This is a genomic window from Epibacterium sp. ABZ3_068, from assembly GCF_056159265.1.
In genome coordinates this window covers 3,446,981-3,461,338 of sequence record NZ_JBSWUV010000001.1, presented here as the reverse complement: position 1 = coordinate 3,461,338, position 14,358 = coordinate 3,446,981, and the positions used below count along the sequence as shown (strand labels likewise).

Below are 14,358 nucleotides of genomic sequence, written 5' to 3'. Positions count from 1 at the left end.
AGCAGCTTCCTCAAAAGATCTTGTTCCTGAAACGTACGACAGTTTGGCCGATAGGGGGCTGAGTTAACCCTGTAACCCCATGGCAAACGCAAAACGGGCGCCCAAATGGACGCCTGTTTCGATTTTGGATCCGAACCGCGAATTAGCAGCTGTAGTACATGCCGAATTCAACCGGGTGCGGGGTGTGTTCGTAGGTTTCGACCTCTTCCATCTTCAGCTCGATATAGCCTTCGATCTGGTCTTTGGTGAACACGTCGCCCTGCAGCAGGAAGTCATGGTCATCTGCCAGGCATTCCAGCGCTTCGCGCAGGCTGCCGCATACGGTCGGGATGCCGGCCAGCTCTTCTGCTGGCAGGTCATAGAGGTTTTTGTCCATGGCTTCGCCGGGATCAATCTTGTTCTTGATACCGTCCAGGCCAGCCATCAGCAGAGCTGCAAACGCCAGGTAAGGGTTCGCGCTTGGGTCAGGGAAGCGTGCTTCAACGCGTTTTGCTTTCGGGCTTTCGGTCCACGGAATACGGACACAACCGGAACGGTTACGTGCAGAATAGGCGCGCAGAACAGGTGCTTCAAAGCCCGGGATCAGACGCTTGTACGAGTTGGTCGACGGGTTGGTGAAGGCGTTCAGGGTCTTGGCGTGCTTCAGGATACCACCAATGAAGTACAGAGCCTCATCCGACAGATCTGCGTATTTGTCGCCAGCGAACAGCGGCTTGCCGTCTTTCCAGATCGACATGTTCACGTGCATGCCGGTGCCGTTGTCGCCATAGATCGGCTTGGGCATGAAGGTCGCCGATTTACCATATGCGTCTGCCACATTGTGGATCACATATTTGTACTTCTGCAGCTCGTCCGCTTGTTTGGTCAGGCTGTCAAAGATCAGACCCAGCTCGTGCTGACAAGACGCAACCTCGTGGTGGTGCTTGTCAACTTTCATGCCGATGCGCTTCATGGTCGACAGCATTTCAGACCGCAGGTCTTGTGCTTCGTCGGTGGGGTTCACCGGGAAGTAACCGCCCTTGACACCTGGACGATGGCCTTTGTTGCCCATCTCATATTCGGTGTCGGTGTTCCAGGACGCGTCGGTTGCGTCAACTTCATAGGAAACCTTGTTGATCGAGTTCGAGAAACGAACGTCGTCAAACAGGAAGAATTCTGCTTCCGGTCCCATATAGGCGGCGTCGCCCAGGCCGGAGGATTTCAGATAGGCTTCCGCTTTCATTGCGGTGCCGCGCGGGTCACGCTCGTAGGCTTCGCCGGTGTCGGGTTCAACAACTGAGCAGTGAATGCAGATGGTTTTTTCCGCATAAAACGGATCAACATAGACAGATTCGGTGTCCGGGATCAGTTTCATGTCGGATGCTTCGATCGACTTCCAGCCAGCGATCGAAGAACCGTCGAACATAAAGCCTTCTTCAAGAAAGTCTTCGTCGACCATGTCCACGTCCACAGTGACGTGCTGAAGCTTGCCGCGAACGTCCGTAAAACGGATGTCCACATAGGCCGCTTCTTCCTCCTTGATCAGCTTCAGAACTGCTTCTGCGCTCATTCCCTAGTTCCTTCCAATAATGTGATTTGGATGCGATTACAGCGCGTCCGAACCGGTTTCGCCGGTGCGGATACGAATGGCTTGTTCAACGCTGCTGACAAAGATCTTGCCGTCGCCGATCTTGTCTGTTTTGGCAGCTTCAACAATGGCGTCGATGGCCGCGTCGACCTGGTCGTCATCCAGCACGACCTCGACTTTTACCTTGGGGAGAAAATCCACCACGTATTCGGCGCCACGGTAGAGTTCTGTATGGCCTTTTTGGCGACCGAACCCTTTGACTTCAATGACCGAAAGCCCCTGAACGCCCACGTCCTGGAGAGCCTCTTTTACCTCATCCAGTTTGAACGGTTTGATGATGGCTTCGATTTTTTTCATGGGTTGGCGCTCCTCTCAACCTTGTCGACACATCACAGATCATTTCTAAATGGTAGCTACAATGGATTGGATGCGTGATATTTGAAATCCACCTGCATGCCAAAGGTCAAGTGATTAAAAAGTAATCTGCAAGGTTAAAAAATAGGCATAGTGAAAACATGAAGTATGTACAATGACTGAATTGCTGACCGCAGCCCAGATGCGAGCGATTGAAAAAGCAGCAATTGACAGCGGAGAGGTCACCGGGCTTGAGCTGATGGAGCGCGCAGGTCAGGGCGTGGTCGAGGCGATTTTTGAGGAATGGCCTGAGTTGTCTCTTGATGAGAACGCGGAGCGGGGGCCAGCCCCCACACCCCCGAAGTATTTCGGAAAAGATGAAAGCCCAGATCGTAAGGTTCGTAAGGCAGCGGTTATGTGTGGCCCTGGCAACAATGGCGGCGATGGGTTTGTGGTTGCGCGGCTTTTACTCCAGCGCGGATGGGCGGTGGAGGTGTTTCTTTATGGCGTCGTCGAGAAATTGCCCCCCGATGCGCGGGTGAATTATGATCGGTGGTTGGAGTTGGGCGCGGTTAATCAGTTAACTAGCGACGTTGATTATGCGCCTGAAGGTACGAACATTTTGGTGGATGCGGTGTTTGGGATCGGCATGTCGCGCCCGATTGCATCGGAAGCTGTTCAAGGAATAGGTATTGTACCCCCAAAACCATTGGGTGAAGTCTTCCGGCATTTTTGTGACTGCGTCGATGTTGGTGAGGGCATGACCGTTCTTGAGCGTTCCCACTCCTGGCCAATTGTCGTTGCGGTCGATTTTCCTTCAGGAATTTCAAGCGATACTGGCGAGATAGTTATGATGGAAGATGGAGAGACCTATCTCGGAAGTCGTGCGTGGTGTGCCGCGGCAGATCTGACGGTCACGTTTCATTCTAAGAAGGTGGGTCATGCCAATGCACGAGGTCCTGAACACTGTGGACGCGTAGTTGTTGTTGATATCGGGTTGGTGAATTCTGAATATGAATGACGACGTGACGATGGTTGCTAAGGAAAATTTTCAGGCTCTTCGCAAATCGGACGGCCATAAATTTTCACATGGTCACGCGCTGATCCTGTCTGGCCCTTCGGGCAAGACTGGTGCCGCACGACTTGCAGCACGCGGGGCGTTAAGGATTGGGGCAGGGCTGGTAACATTGGGTGTGCCGTCTGAGGCCTGGCAGGAGGTGGCCAGTCAGATTACCGCTGTGATGATGATCAAAGTTGAGGATGCAGGGTCTTTGACCGAAGGTCTTGAGGATCGGCGTATCAATGCGCTGTGTTTGGGGCCGGGACTGGGCGTGGACCGGGCAGGGGTGTTGGTATCCGTGGCGCTGGCGGAACAGAAACGCAGCGTGCTTCTGGACGCAGACGCGCTGACTGCATTTACGGATGATCCCGAAGCGCTGTTTGCCATGCTCCATGATCAGTGCGTTCTGACTCCCCATGGTGGTGAATTTGCGCGCCTGTTCCCTGATATCGCCGAGAACCTCGCCGCATCTGCCACAAAAAGTCCGGTCTATTCCAAGGTTAAGGCCACGCGTGACGCCGCAAAGCGTGCTGGCTGTACGGTCCTGTTCAAAGGTCCGGATACGGTGATTGCCTCGCCCAACGGAGCCTGTGCGGTGAACGCGGCCCTATACGAGCGCAGTGCACCATGGCTGGCTACGGCTGGATCCGGTGATGTTCTGGCCGGTTTTATCACCGGCCTTCTGGCGCGTGGGTTCAGTCCGCAGTCTGCGGCAGAAACAGCGGCCTGGCTCCATGTGGAATGTGCGCGGTCCTTTGGTCCGGGGCTGATCGCAGAAGATCTGCCAGAAGAATTGCCACGCGTCCTTCAGAGGCTGGACGATATCCATTAGCAATTGGTTGGTCGGCCTAACCTTTATCGTGCTTCTCCTGAGCCGGTGACTTGGTTACCTGTGATCCATGTCCTTTTGCTTCCTCTCTCCAGGTGCGTTCACCGGCGGCCCATTGGCCCTTCATCAGGCGGCAGCGTCCTTGCGCCAGATGGGGGTGGATGCGTCAATTCTCTACATCAACGGGTTTGAAATCAACCAGGGCGAGACTGCATTTGTGCGGAAGAATGGGCAGATCGCCTTACGCAAATTCAAGCCAAAGAAACTTTTGAAATTTTGGAAAAAGCGAGCAAAGCCCGAGGTGGTCGATCCGCGCCTCAAAAAGTTCAATGTCCCAGGCGTTGAGGCCGTTGATCTGGAGACACATTTCGTGCTGCCGGAAGTCTGGCCGGATCTGGCGGCGGCATTGCTCGGCCACGGCTGTCCCAATGTGCACCTCTGGTGGCTGAGCGTTGACAACTTCCCTCTGAGCTCGATCAAGTATCTTTCCAATCAACAGCTTCTCCGAAGGTGCCATAACCTGTGCCAATCCGAATATGCTGTGGATTTTGTCCGGTCCAACGGAGGCAAACGGGTAACCCGTTTAACGGATTTTATCGATATGGAGCCAGTAGATAATCCACGGCCCTTGGCAGAGCGGAATTACGACATTTGCTACCTTCCGAACAAAGCGCGCGGAAGCGAAGATCTTTGGCAGGTTTTGCAAAAAGACTTTAAAGTCATACAGCTGCAGAACATGAGCCGTGCTGAGATCCAGGCAACCCTGTCAGATTGCAAGATCTTCCTCGACTGCGGCTTTCACCCGGGTAAAGACCGCGTCCCGCGTGAGGCTGCCCTGTGTGGCTGCCTTCCTGTTGTGCGCCAAGAAGGGGCCGCGAAATACCCGAAGGATGTCCCACTTACGCAGGATCTGCTTGTGCCCACGGATATGTTTTTCTCTCCTGAAGATCTGCGCAAAAAGCTGCACAACATTCTGCGCACCCCGGAAGCATTTGAACCGGCATTGGCGCAGTATCGCGAAGCGATCAAACAGGAACGGCAGGTTTTTGAGGCAGAGCTGAGGGTCTTGGCCGCCATGGCGAGCCCTCAAAGACCCCTTGCGACATCAGCCTCCTGAGGCACTTGGAACAAAACAATGCACCCCGTGCATTTTTCTCTCGCATCCCTCGCAGGCCTTTGATAGAGAGCGCCGGTACAGCCACTTGCTATCTGATTTGAGTGGCTTGCGTGCGGGTGTGGCGGAATTGGTAGACGCACCAGATTTAGGTTCTGGCGCCGCAAGGTGTGGGAGTTCGAGTCTCCCCACCCGCACCATTATTAAGATTTAGCTCTCCAAGCGCATCTAACGCCTTGAATGGAAAGGCTATTTCTGGAGTTCTAGCCCCCTCATTTCGGCAGTATTTCACGTGGTCTGTGAAGGCCAGTTTGAGGACGATACGCCGTAGGGTGATGTCACCGCTTTCCCAGAGTTTCCACGGGCTTGATAGGAATTTCAGCGAGAGTTCTAGTTTTTCGTCGAACGCTCCCTTGGGTTCCACCTGTTTTGCAAGCTGTTCAGCCAGAATTGCCTTTTGTTTCTGCAGTTCCGTTAGCTTTGCCTCGCACATGCTGATCATGGCGGCGTTGTCTGTTTCCAGACTGCGGGTCAGCAGTGTTTCCATTTTTTTGTCGACGTCGCGCAGCCGGGCTTGCCCCTCTTTGCGGATTGCGCTGGCCTGAGCCCGGCGTGCGTCCCAAGCGCTGCGGAACATGGCGCGTAGCAAAGCCACCAGACCTTTACTGGGTTGGAGCGACTTGATGATTGCGCCAACCTCACCCTCTGCCTTTTCACGCGGGATCGATTTGCCGTATGAGACGCAGTCTTTGGTTTGGCACAGGTGGTAGGCGTAGTGCTTGTACTTGCCCTTCGACCAACTTGAGCGCAGCGGCGTATTGCAGTCGGCGCAGCAGGCAACACCACGTAGGGCAAAGTCACATTACCGATGTTTTTGCGTTGAGGCGCATAGCGCGACCCTTGCTTGCGCTCCTGCACCTTTTCATATGTCTCTAGGGTCTGGACCCATTGATTTCCGCTTGGCTACGTGATTCACGGGTCGAAAATCGAGCGGTGAACATGTCTGATCTATTCTGGCTGACGGATGCGCAGATGGCGCGTCTTGAGCCCTTCTTTCCTAAGTCCCACGGCAAGCCACGTGTTGATGATAGGCGCGTGCTGAGCGGTATTATCTTTATTAATCGCAATGGCTTGCGTTGGCGCGACGCCCCCACTGTCTATGGGCCGCACAAGACGTTGTACAACCGCTGGAAGCGGTGGAGTGATAAGGGTGTTTTTGCCCGGATGATGGCGGGTCTGGCTGCCGAGCACGTCGAAGAAAAGACCGTCATGATCGACGCCACGTACTTGAAGGCCCACCGAACGGCGACCAGTATGGCCGCGAAAAAGGGGGGCGTGGACGCCTGATCGGCCGGACCAAGGGCGGCATGAATACCAAACTGCACGCCATCTGCGACAGTCAAGGACGCCCTCTCAATCTGTTCGTCACGGCAGGACAGGTCAGCGATTATATCGGCGCGCGGGCATTGCTCAGCAGCCTTCCGAAGGTTAATTGGCTGCTTGGGGATCGCGGTTATGACGCCGACTGGTTCCGAGAAGCGTTGCAAGACAAAGGGATACGAGCTTGCATCCCTGGCCGGAAGCAGCGGAAGAAACCGGTGAAATACGACAAGCGTCGCTACAAACGGCGCAACCGGATCGAGATCATGTTCGGAAGGTTGAAGGATTGGCGGCGTGTGGCAATCCGATACGACAGGTGCCCGAAGGTCTTCCTGTCCGCAATCGCCCTCGCAGCACTCGTTATCTATTGGCTATGAGTCCTGACCCTAGTTTAGATGGCAGCTGTTCTTCTCCGTGAGAATAGTAACTTTGAGCAAGAATTGATCCGGTCTCTGCATCACGTTCGATCTCAGCAGGCCCTTCATTTCGGTGTAAGAGATCTGCATCATGGTACTGTTCTAATGTCACGACGCCAGTCGCCGGATCAAATTCTAACAGGGTCGGGGCGTCATTTTCTCGGCCCAATAGCCCGTTTAAGTACCATCTTTGGGCAACAACATTGCCTGTTTTAGGGTCGTATTCGATGTCAGCAGGGCCATTCTCACGCCATCTTTTATGGTGTCTGAAGAATCGCTCCCGTATCTTGTTGCTCGTTCCCGGATCCCAGCGGGTCTCCGCAGGCAGATCATTGTCTCGATGACGTTTTCCGTCCTGGTACCAGCATTCTTGTAGTTTGTTGCCGGTGTCGGGATCAAAAAGAACATATGACGGTGCTCCATCTCGATGGCGACGCCCTGCAACCCATCAGCTCTCGGAAATTAAGTTTCCAGTGTCTGCGTCTCTTTCTATAGTCAGGTAGTATTCTTCGGTTTTTATTCGTCTCACTTTTTGAATGTATCATGCGTCAGTCACTTAGGTCAATAATTATGACCTAAGTGGCCTTGTGGTGGCATTCTACATTTTAGATCGGTGTTGCTAGGTCACCAATGGTTCAAACTAATTTCAGGCCAGTTACGAGATTTACGGCCCGGAGGGACCGTGTCACGATATACAAGAATTCAAGGTTTATACTCCTGCCAATGCCAGTTTTTTTGCGACCAATGAGTTGGCCAGAACGACAAGTTTTTCATGATGGCTGTGAGCGCGGCTTTTGGTGATTTCTCGCGCTGGATTAGTTGCTTGTCAGTCACTCCAAACGCGCCTCGCTTGCTGATCGCTGAGACCGCAGGCATGTCGTGCGCTTTTCGAATATAGGGGCGGCCACCGTGCGTAACGCGGGTGCCTCGCTTTGTGTCTCTGGCCCAATTCATGGGCGCGACCTCAAGCAATGCCGAGATCTGGCGGCGGTTCATGCAGCAAAGCTCGGATTGGTCAGCGAGCAAAAGCGTAGCCATTGTTACGTCGATGTTGGAAATGGGCGTCAATATTTGGAATTTAGTTTTCAAGTCAAGCTCTGACGTGATGAGCTCTTGCATCGCGTCATCGACCACCGTTTTTGTGCTTTCGCTAATTTGAGGCGAGCCTTAAATTGCCGGATGACCAAGCCATGACCCAAGAGTTGCAAAGAATTGGGCTAAGTAGAATATACGCAAGCTGTGTTTTTGGTAATACCAAAAACAACTTGTGAAGGGGGCATAGCCCCCGTTCAATCCCCCGGTGTGCGTCTCAATTGACCCGTTGTGTGCATGCGAGAGTAATCCGTATCCGCCTCAAATTTGCGCCTCGTAGGCGACCTAAGGTATACTTATAGGCGAGGGTTTATGCAGAAGACGGATTGGCCAGAGATACAACGCAAAGAAGACCTAGATGATTTGCAACGCGAATTGTCGGGTCAGGACGGCGCGCGGGTGCAGCGGTTCTTGCGTGACGATGATCCCCGATCCCGGGAAGGGCGGCGTAAGAAAGCTGAGCGGCGGTTTCGTGATCTGTTGGAACGATTGCTAGACGATCCTGAATATCGCGCGCTCTATGAACAGCTTGGAAATGAACTGTCTTCAGCAGAATATGACGCGGATCAGGCGATCTTAGACCTCGAACAACAACTAGCCGATTTGCAAATACAGATTGAAGCATTGGAAAATGCCGCCGCCCGTGGCCCGGATGGCCAGCCTGTATTCAAAACAGCGGATGGGCGGGTTGTGTCAGCGGCTGGAGCGGAGTTGCCTCCTGAGATCGCAGACGGGATCATCTGGCCTGCAAACGTACCAACGGCGGAAGAGTATTTTGCATTGCAGCAGAGCCAGCGTGGTCTCACAGACCAGCTCAATCAATGGCACATCTATCGGTTTGATGTGCTCGGCGATATTCGCGACCGCTATGACGACCGCGACAACCCGATGAGCAAAGATGATCTGCGCGCGGCGATTGAGAACATTCAAAACGCCGTGCCAAATGCGCGTGCTCTTGAGACACCGCAGCATATTGCGACCGAGATCGAAAGCGTCAGCCGCCCGAGCCACACACTGCCATCGCTTGGCCAATGATCATTTGAAATCACCGCATTCTTTTTGCAGCATTGCGGCGACCACAGCGCTTGGATGATATTCTGAAAACGTCTGAATTTCTTCACGCAGTTCTGCGTTCCGTCGCTCTATTGTTTCTTGATCTCCAAAGTACCAGTCGTCGATACATGCACCTGTTGCGCCGTTCGTTTGTGCGAGGATCATGGACGCCATGGTCAAAGAGGTTCTGAGATAACTATCCTGTGAGTCTTTCGGCCACATAAGAAACTTGCTGCCCGTAAATCCTTCCGCATAAGAAACCTGTGGACAGATTGCGAGGGATGCAACGATTGCCGTTGCCTTGGTCATCTTGCCTATGCTGTTCATATTCCATGATTTTTGAACAGGGTGAGACTTTACTGGAGCGACCATACAGCCTAACGTCGCAACTAGCAAAAACGGGGATTTCCGCCGCACATACGGTCGTGTGCGATGCGCGGTCTCAGGTGATCGGAAAGGATCGTTTTCGATCACATCTGATGCAGACACCCCGCCGGATCGGCTATATCCGCGTCTCGACCCGGGCGCAGGCGACGGACCGCCAGACCGCCGCGCTGGAAGCTGAATGCGACAAGCTTTATGTCGAGTATGTCTCTGCCGTTGCGGATGAGCGTCCGGTGTTTGAGGCTGCATTGGCGACCCTGTCCCAGGGCGATACCTTTGTGGTCTTGGATTTGGACCGCGCGTTTCGCAGCTCCATTGACGCCATGCTGACGGCAGAAGCGCTACGTGAGCGGGGTATCAAAATGCGTATCTTGTCTTTGCCGATTGATACCGCCACGGCTGAGGGCGAGCTGTTTTACACAATGGTTGCCGCCTTCGCGAACTTTGAGCGCCGCATCATCAGCCGCCGCACCCGCGAGGGTTTGGACATCGCCCGTAAACGTGGAAAACGCCTAGGCCGCCCACCATGCCTCAATCCAGAAACCATTCAAGACGCATACGATTGGATGGCCGAAGAAGGCTTGCCATGCCGGTATGTAGCCTGGTTGCTGGGCGTCTCTCGCCTCACACTACAGCGTAACTTCAAGCGGTTGGGGCTGCCATATCCCATTCACCACGACAAAGGAGACCCTGAATGAGAAATACCGTTTACCAGTTAAGCGAAGCAGAATTATTCCGGCTTACGTCTGCCTACACAGCCATCAGAGATCCAAAGATCCGTGCTGAATTCTTGCACACCGTCGAAGCCTGGGCGATTGATCAGTGGCAATGCTGCGACGACGCATAGGTTGAATTGGATCAATTGCGCAAGCTACATTTCCGGCCCAAAGGGGCCGTTTGACAGAAAAGTTTACGCTGCGGCGCAGCTCTCCGAAGCGGACATCAGCTCATCCACACTTTTGATCCTGGCAGTAGAAGAAATGGACCTGTCGCGGTTTGATGCCGCTCCTTTGATAGCATTTACTGCACCAAAGGGTGAGCGAACGATTGAGCAAAAGCGCGGCTCAGAACCACATGAATTTGATACAGAGCTCGGTGAGGTCAAAACAGAAAATTATCGGTGTCGATCAATTCGTCTACTGTGACCCCATCGACAACGATGACAGTACTTCCAAAGCTAATCACAGCGTCGTTGCCTAGCGCAGCGATAGAGAGGTCATTCAGGCTATCTGCTCCATCTTGGATGTGGATTCGATCGGTGCCAATTCGAAAGTCAGTAATTCTGTCTTTACTAGCAATATCTCTAAATACGAACGTATCTGCGCCAGCACCACCGGCGAGGGTGTTGCTTCCAAGGCCGCCGAACAACCTGTCCTTGTGGCTTCCTCCGCTCAAGCTATCGTCTCCCAATCCACCAAGAAGAGTATCGCCACCGCGCCCGCCGTACAACGTGTCGTTACCCCAATTCCCGCGCATAACATCTTTTCCCAAACTGCCATAAAGAGCATCGCCGCCACGCCCGCCGTACAACGTGTCGCCGCCACGCCCGCCGTACAACGTGTCGCTGCCACGCCCGCCGTACAACGTGTCGCTGCCACGCCCGCCGTACAACGTGTCGCTGCCTCGATTGCCATACAACTCGTCAGCACCTCCCCCTCCATGCAGTGTGTCTGACCTTGCGCCCCCAAAGAGCGTGTCATTTCCTGAGTTGCCCTCAATACTATCTTTGCCCGAACGACCATGGACCCAATCGTCCCCATCTCCTGCGCGCAACAAATCCTGCCCTCCACCACCAATTATTGTGTCATCGCCTTCTATTGCTATTATTGTGTCATTGGTGGCATCGCCCGAGACTAGGTCGCTGCCCTCAGTCCCATAAATAATTGGTTCCGGAATCGAAACGTCGCCCGTGACGATTTCAACAAATGCGATTTCCCATGGTTGCAGGTCTATTTCCAACTCCGCTCCCGAAACCTTGACCTCATATTCCGTGATTTTTGGCTCGGCACGGGATTCATTTCCCTCTCCTGTTCCATCCCACAATTTGACGATACGTCCGGTGAATTGTTGGGCACCCACATAGTCGCTGAGATCCAGAATTATAGAACGATCACCTGAGCCGGACCTCTCGGACACCACAAGTACGAGTTCTTCGACAGAAGAAAAGCCATGGATGTCCAAATCCCCTTCCAGTGACCAATCAAAAATGGGGCTTGTCCCCGGAATGAACTCGGACATCAAACGAAAGGTTTCCCCAGCGATTGTTAGATCGCTCTGATCATTGTTAACGAGCGTCACAGATTGCGACTGATCAAATGTTAAAGGCCATGCATTCGCGCTGTCGACACCATGCGTCGCAAATTCGTACAATATTTCGACAAGCATTGCCGATTGATGTAATCCTCTATTTTCAAGAGCCCATTCCTGCGAGCGAGTATTCCATTCAGTAACGTGAAATTCGAGCGCATAGGTGCCATCAGAGTTTTTCCGCGCGCTTTCGGTCAAATCCAATTGATCAGCTAAGGCATTAAATTGATTGAAAAAAAACTCGTATTCGTTATCGATTCCTGAAAAACCTTTTGTGGGATAAAAATGGTCAAGAATACCATCGACTAATTGTGGGGAGCCGTCATAGCTGTTTATTGTGGAAGCCAGCGCTCTGACTTGTTCGACGGCACTTCCTTGGGCTTGAACTGTATACGCACCCTCACTTTGGGCGCTCTCGATAAAGCCAAGATTCACAGCTTCTTCGATTGAAAGAACGGTTTCTACGCCATCAATGTAGCCTACAAACACATCTACATCAGACCGAGGAGAATACACTTGCGAAACCGCGTGTGTAGTTTGGATAAGAAGTTTTGTGTCAGGCAATCCGTAGTTGTCAAAGAACTCATCCAAAACAGGGAGAAGTTGCCCCACTAGGTGGCCGTATTCGGTGGCCGTCATTTCACCGGACCCCCAGAATTCATTGCCGATTTCAACTGCAGTTACTTCCACACCACGCGATTTTGCGGCATCGAGACTGTACCGAAGAAAACTCTTAACTTCTAGAATGTATTCGTCTGATAGTTCTTGTCGCGCCCCAAATGAACCCGAGGCAATTGAACTTGCCGCCGTTTCTGTGAAGGCCCGTTTTGTAGGGATGACTAATGCTACATCTGCGCTAACATTCGCGGCGGCGTCAAGGAAATCGGACAGAGGCAGAAGCGTTTGAGATTTTTCATAGTTCGAAACAGCGGCTTCTGGATCCGCCATATCGAAGTAGTGCTCAGTCGCAGAACCACCAGGAAATCGAAGGTGACTCGCGCCCGTTTTGTTTAGCGTCTCGACGATCGAATTGCCATCATTTGCGATTTCCTCATCGTAGATCGTAACAACGTTAACTCCGAAGAAGTCCTCAGTTACCTCACCGTCATTACCTTTACTTTCTTGGACTTCTAACTTGTAGGAATTCATAGCCGCCCCCGGACAAAACATGAACACCATCATTGATTTGCACTACAGCGGTTGGAAATCAAACAGTCGGAATTTACAATGCAATTTAATTTCAATCATTTAACCCGCTCAAGGGGGCACACCTCTAATGCGCACCGAAAACAAGACCATCGTTAAATTTTGACAAATTCCACTCTCTGCTGATCGGGCTTGTTAATTTACATCAAAGACGCACCGGATCTTATCTGCATGAAGGCCTCAAATTTCGTTGATTGCCTACATCTGGTAGTGAAGCCTAAATGAAGGTTAGTAAATTCTTTACTACACGACCCTCTTCATAGAACAACAGGTGAACGAAAAAAGAAAAAATATTGGCGATGTATCGAGCTCAATTTTGTGAAAACTTTCACCACCGAAGAACGAGAAAATTCGGTTTAGTCAGGAGAAGTCGAATGTGTCCAATGTTTGTTTACAAATCAGCACCAAACGTATTTGGAATTAGTCAATCGAAAGCTCGTCCAAGATTGCCCAATCTAGCTGAAGAATGGTGCTTACAAGAAGGATTGCGCGGCCAAACGCGGAAATGCTCTGAAGGCGGTAGCGACGAAGAGTTGCTCTTGGAAATCATGAAGAACATAGACAATGAAATGTTCTTTCAAATAATGGAATTTCTGGAAGCAGCGGGGTACACAGTGAGCCTCCCAAACAACTCGAAAAATTCGTCGGACGAAAGGTAAGCCGCTTTTAGCTGATATACTTCTAGGCGCAGGGTTGCGCTTCGAAGTAAGCGTAATCCAATCGGGATTATCCAAAACTTTCCACCAAACCTTAAGAACGGCCATTTCCAAAGTTTCGCTGCTTTGCAATGGCCGCTTTGGCCAGGGCGAGGCTCTGGATTTGCAACCGCAGAGAACGGCAGCTCTCCGCCCATCCTGCAGAGCGACGGCTTTGATGTACGAGCGCGCTTTCGATGTTTATATGTGGGTGCGAGAGACGAACAAAATGCCTGTTCGCCGTCATGTGTTTCCACACATGTGTATGCAAATAGGACTATTTTCTTGTAGGTTTGCGGTTATTTGTTCTATTTATGTTCTCATTTGTTAACTGCAATTGATTGGAGGAAATATGAATGATGAGCAGAACAAAGATCAAAACCGCAAGGTAACCGGGGGTAAAACACCCTATATGCTGGGCTATACCGTGCGCCCGATGGGAGATGGTCAGAAATCCCACTGGAGCAAAGTGGCCGTGGCCTGGGCGCATAAGGATGGTCAGGGCTTTAACGTGCAGATGGATGCCTTGCCTGTTGATGGGCGATTGGTACTGCGTGCGGTCAATGATGATGGGGATGAGGCTGTTGAACTATTGGAAGACACGCCACCTGGCTTGACCTGAGACATTGTCGATCTGTGAGAAAGGCGGGCGTTTTGTCCGCCTTTTTGTTGTGCGCCTATTCGGGCTCGCGTGTACCAAGCCCGCATGCGGTCGTGGCCCTGCGGGCGTTGATCCCGGGCGCGTCTGGTGAGGCGGCGGGGCCGCCACGTTTTTCTCGCGTGTGCCACGCTTGGGAACCTGATCCTTCAGCTTGTGTCACCAAAAGCCACTTTCCCAATAGATCAAATGCGTCTGCCCGCTCCATTCGGGCGGGAAACCCGCCCTCCCGTGTGGCCGCAT

11 protein-coding genes, 1 tRNA gene and 1 pseudogene are annotated in these 14,358 nt (G+C 52.4%); 8 read left to right on the top strand and 5 right to left on the bottom strand.

Annotation, left to right across the window (positions count from 1 at the left end):
- Positions 1 to 142: 142 nt before the first annotated feature.
- Positions 143 to 1,549 carry a type I glutamate--ammonia ligase gene (glnA, locus tag ACXAEW_RS16545; protein WP_474942371.1) on the bottom strand — a complete coding sequence of 469 codons (1,407 nt, stop codon included), beginning with the start codon at positions 1,547 to 1,549 and terminating at the stop codon, positions 143 to 145.
- A gap of 36 nt (positions 1,550 to 1,585) precedes the next feature.
- A complete protein-coding gene (locus ACXAEW_RS16540; RefSeq protein WP_474942370.1) occupies positions 1,586 to 1,924 on the bottom strand; it encodes a P-II family nitrogen regulator in 339 nt (112 codons plus the stop codon).
- A gap of 172 nt (positions 1,925 to 2,096) precedes the next feature.
- On the opposite strand from ACXAEW_RS16540, the pseudogene ACXAEW_RS16535 reads away from it, so the two are divergent.
- The 4 genes and pseudogenes from ACXAEW_RS16535 to ACXAEW_RS16520 all read left to right on the top strand — a co-directional run bounded on the left by ACXAEW_RS16535 (position 2,097) and on the right by ACXAEW_RS16520 (position 6,681).
- Positions 2,097 to 3,813: pseudogene (locus ACXAEW_RS16535) on the top strand (NAD(P)H-hydrate dehydratase).
- A 67-nt stretch (positions 3,814 to 3,880) separates the two neighbouring features.
- Positions 3,881 to 4,927: a hypothetical protein gene (locus ACXAEW_RS16530; RefSeq protein ID WP_474942369.1), complete on the top strand. Its 1,047-nt coding sequence runs from the start codon at positions 3,881 to 3,883 to the stop codon at positions 4,925 to 4,927.
- Positions 4,928 to 5,039: 112 nt separating this feature from the next.
- Positions 5,040 to 5,124, top strand: a tRNA-Leu gene (locus ACXAEW_RS16525).
- A gap of 799 nt (positions 5,125 to 5,923) precedes the next feature.
- Positions 5,924 to 6,681 (top strand): IS5 family transposase gene (locus ACXAEW_RS16520; RefSeq protein WP_474940988.1). Its coding sequence is split into 2 segments (ribosomal slippage): positions 5,924 to 6,248 and positions 6,248 to 6,681, totalling 759 coding nucleotides; the frame shifts between segments, so codons are not numbered across the junction.
- 741 nt (positions 6,682 to 7,422) lie between these two features.
- Here ACXAEW_RS16520 and ACXAEW_RS16515 read toward each other — a convergent pair.
- Positions 7,423 to 7,839: a hypothetical protein gene (locus ACXAEW_RS16515; RefSeq protein WP_474942368.1), complete on the bottom strand. Its 417-nt coding sequence runs from the start codon at positions 7,837 to 7,839 to the stop codon at positions 7,423 to 7,425.
- A 285-nt stretch (positions 7,840 to 8,124) separates the two neighbouring features.
- Between ACXAEW_RS16515 and ACXAEW_RS16510 the strand changes: the two genes are divergently transcribed.
- Positions 8,125 to 8,847, top strand: coding sequence for a hypothetical protein (locus tag ACXAEW_RS16510; RefSeq protein WP_474942367.1), 723 nt, complete (start codon positions 8,125 to 8,127; stop codon positions 8,845 to 8,847).
- On the opposite strand, the gene ACXAEW_RS16505 is transcribed toward ACXAEW_RS16510, so the two are convergent.
- Entirely contained in the window at positions 8,848 to 9,174 is a 327-nt protein-coding gene (locus ACXAEW_RS16505) for a hypothetical protein (protein ID WP_474942366.1), read from the bottom strand. It lies immediately after the preceding gene.
- A gap of 170 nt (positions 9,175 to 9,344) precedes the next feature.
- Here ACXAEW_RS16505 and ACXAEW_RS16500 point away from each other — a divergent pair, with 170 nt between their 5' ends.
- Positions 9,345 to 9,947 (top strand): recombinase family protein, encoded by a 603-nt coding sequence (locus tag ACXAEW_RS16500; protein ID WP_474942365.1) that lies wholly within the window; start codon positions 9,345 to 9,347, stop codon positions 9,945 to 9,947.
- On the top strand, positions 9,944 to 10,096 hold the full coding sequence (locus ACXAEW_RS16495; RefSeq protein WP_474942364.1) for a hypothetical protein: 153 nt from the start codon (positions 9,944 to 9,946) through the stop codon (positions 10,094 to 10,096). The genes ACXAEW_RS16500 and ACXAEW_RS16495 overlap by 4 nt, the downstream gene beginning before the upstream one ends.
- A gap of 254 nt (positions 10,097 to 10,350) precedes the next feature.
- Here the strand turns inward: ACXAEW_RS16495 and ACXAEW_RS16490 are convergent, their stop codons facing one another.
- Entirely contained in the window at positions 10,351 to 12,705 is a 2,355-nt protein-coding gene (locus ACXAEW_RS16490; RefSeq protein WP_474942363.1) for a calcium-binding protein, read from the bottom strand.
- A gap of 1,104 nt (positions 12,706 to 13,809) precedes the next feature.
- Here ACXAEW_RS16490 and ACXAEW_RS16485 point away from each other — a divergent pair.
- Positions 13,810 to 14,079, top strand: coding sequence for a hypothetical protein (locus tag ACXAEW_RS16485; RefSeq protein WP_474942362.1), 270 nt, complete (start codon positions 13,810 to 13,812; stop codon positions 14,077 to 14,079).
- Positions 14,080 to 14,358 lie beyond the last annotated feature (279 nt).

Coding starts and splice junctions, on each gene's coding strand:
- glnA (WP_474942371.1), bottom strand. CDS start 1,549: ATGAGCGCAGAAGCAGTTCTGAAGCTGATCAAGGAGGAAGAAGCGGCC.
- ACXAEW_RS16540 (WP_474942370.1), bottom strand. CDS start 1,924: ATGAAAAAAATCGAAGCCATCATCAAACCGTTCAAACTGGATGAGGTA.
- ACXAEW_RS16530 (WP_474942369.1), top strand. CDS start 3,881: ATGTCCTTTTGCTTCCTCTCTCCAGGTGCGTTCACCGGCGGCCCATTG.
- ACXAEW_RS16515 (WP_474942368.1), bottom strand. CDS start 7,839: ATGCAAGAGCTCATCACGTCAGAGCTTGACTTGAAAACTAAATTCCAA.
- ACXAEW_RS16510 (WP_474942367.1), top strand. CDS start 8,125: ATGCAGAAGACGGATTGGCCAGAGATACAACGCAAAGAAGACCTAGAT.
- ACXAEW_RS16505 (WP_474942366.1), bottom strand. CDS start 9,174: ATGACCAAGGCAACGGCAATCGTTGCATCCCTCGCAATCTGTCCACAG.
- ACXAEW_RS16500 (WP_474942365.1), top strand. CDS start 9,345: ATGCAGACACCCCGCCGGATCGGCTATATCCGCGTCTCGACCCGGGCG.
- ACXAEW_RS16495 (WP_474942364.1), top strand. CDS start 9,944: ATGAGAAATACCGTTTACCAGTTAAGCGAAGCAGAATTATTCCGGCTT.
- ACXAEW_RS16490 (WP_474942363.1), bottom strand. CDS start 12,705: ATGAATTCCTACAAGTTAGAAGTCCAAGAAAGTAAAGGTAATGACGGT.
- ACXAEW_RS16485 (WP_474942362.1), top strand. CDS start 13,810: ATGAATGATGAGCAGAACAAAGATCAAAACCGCAAGGTAACCGGGGGT.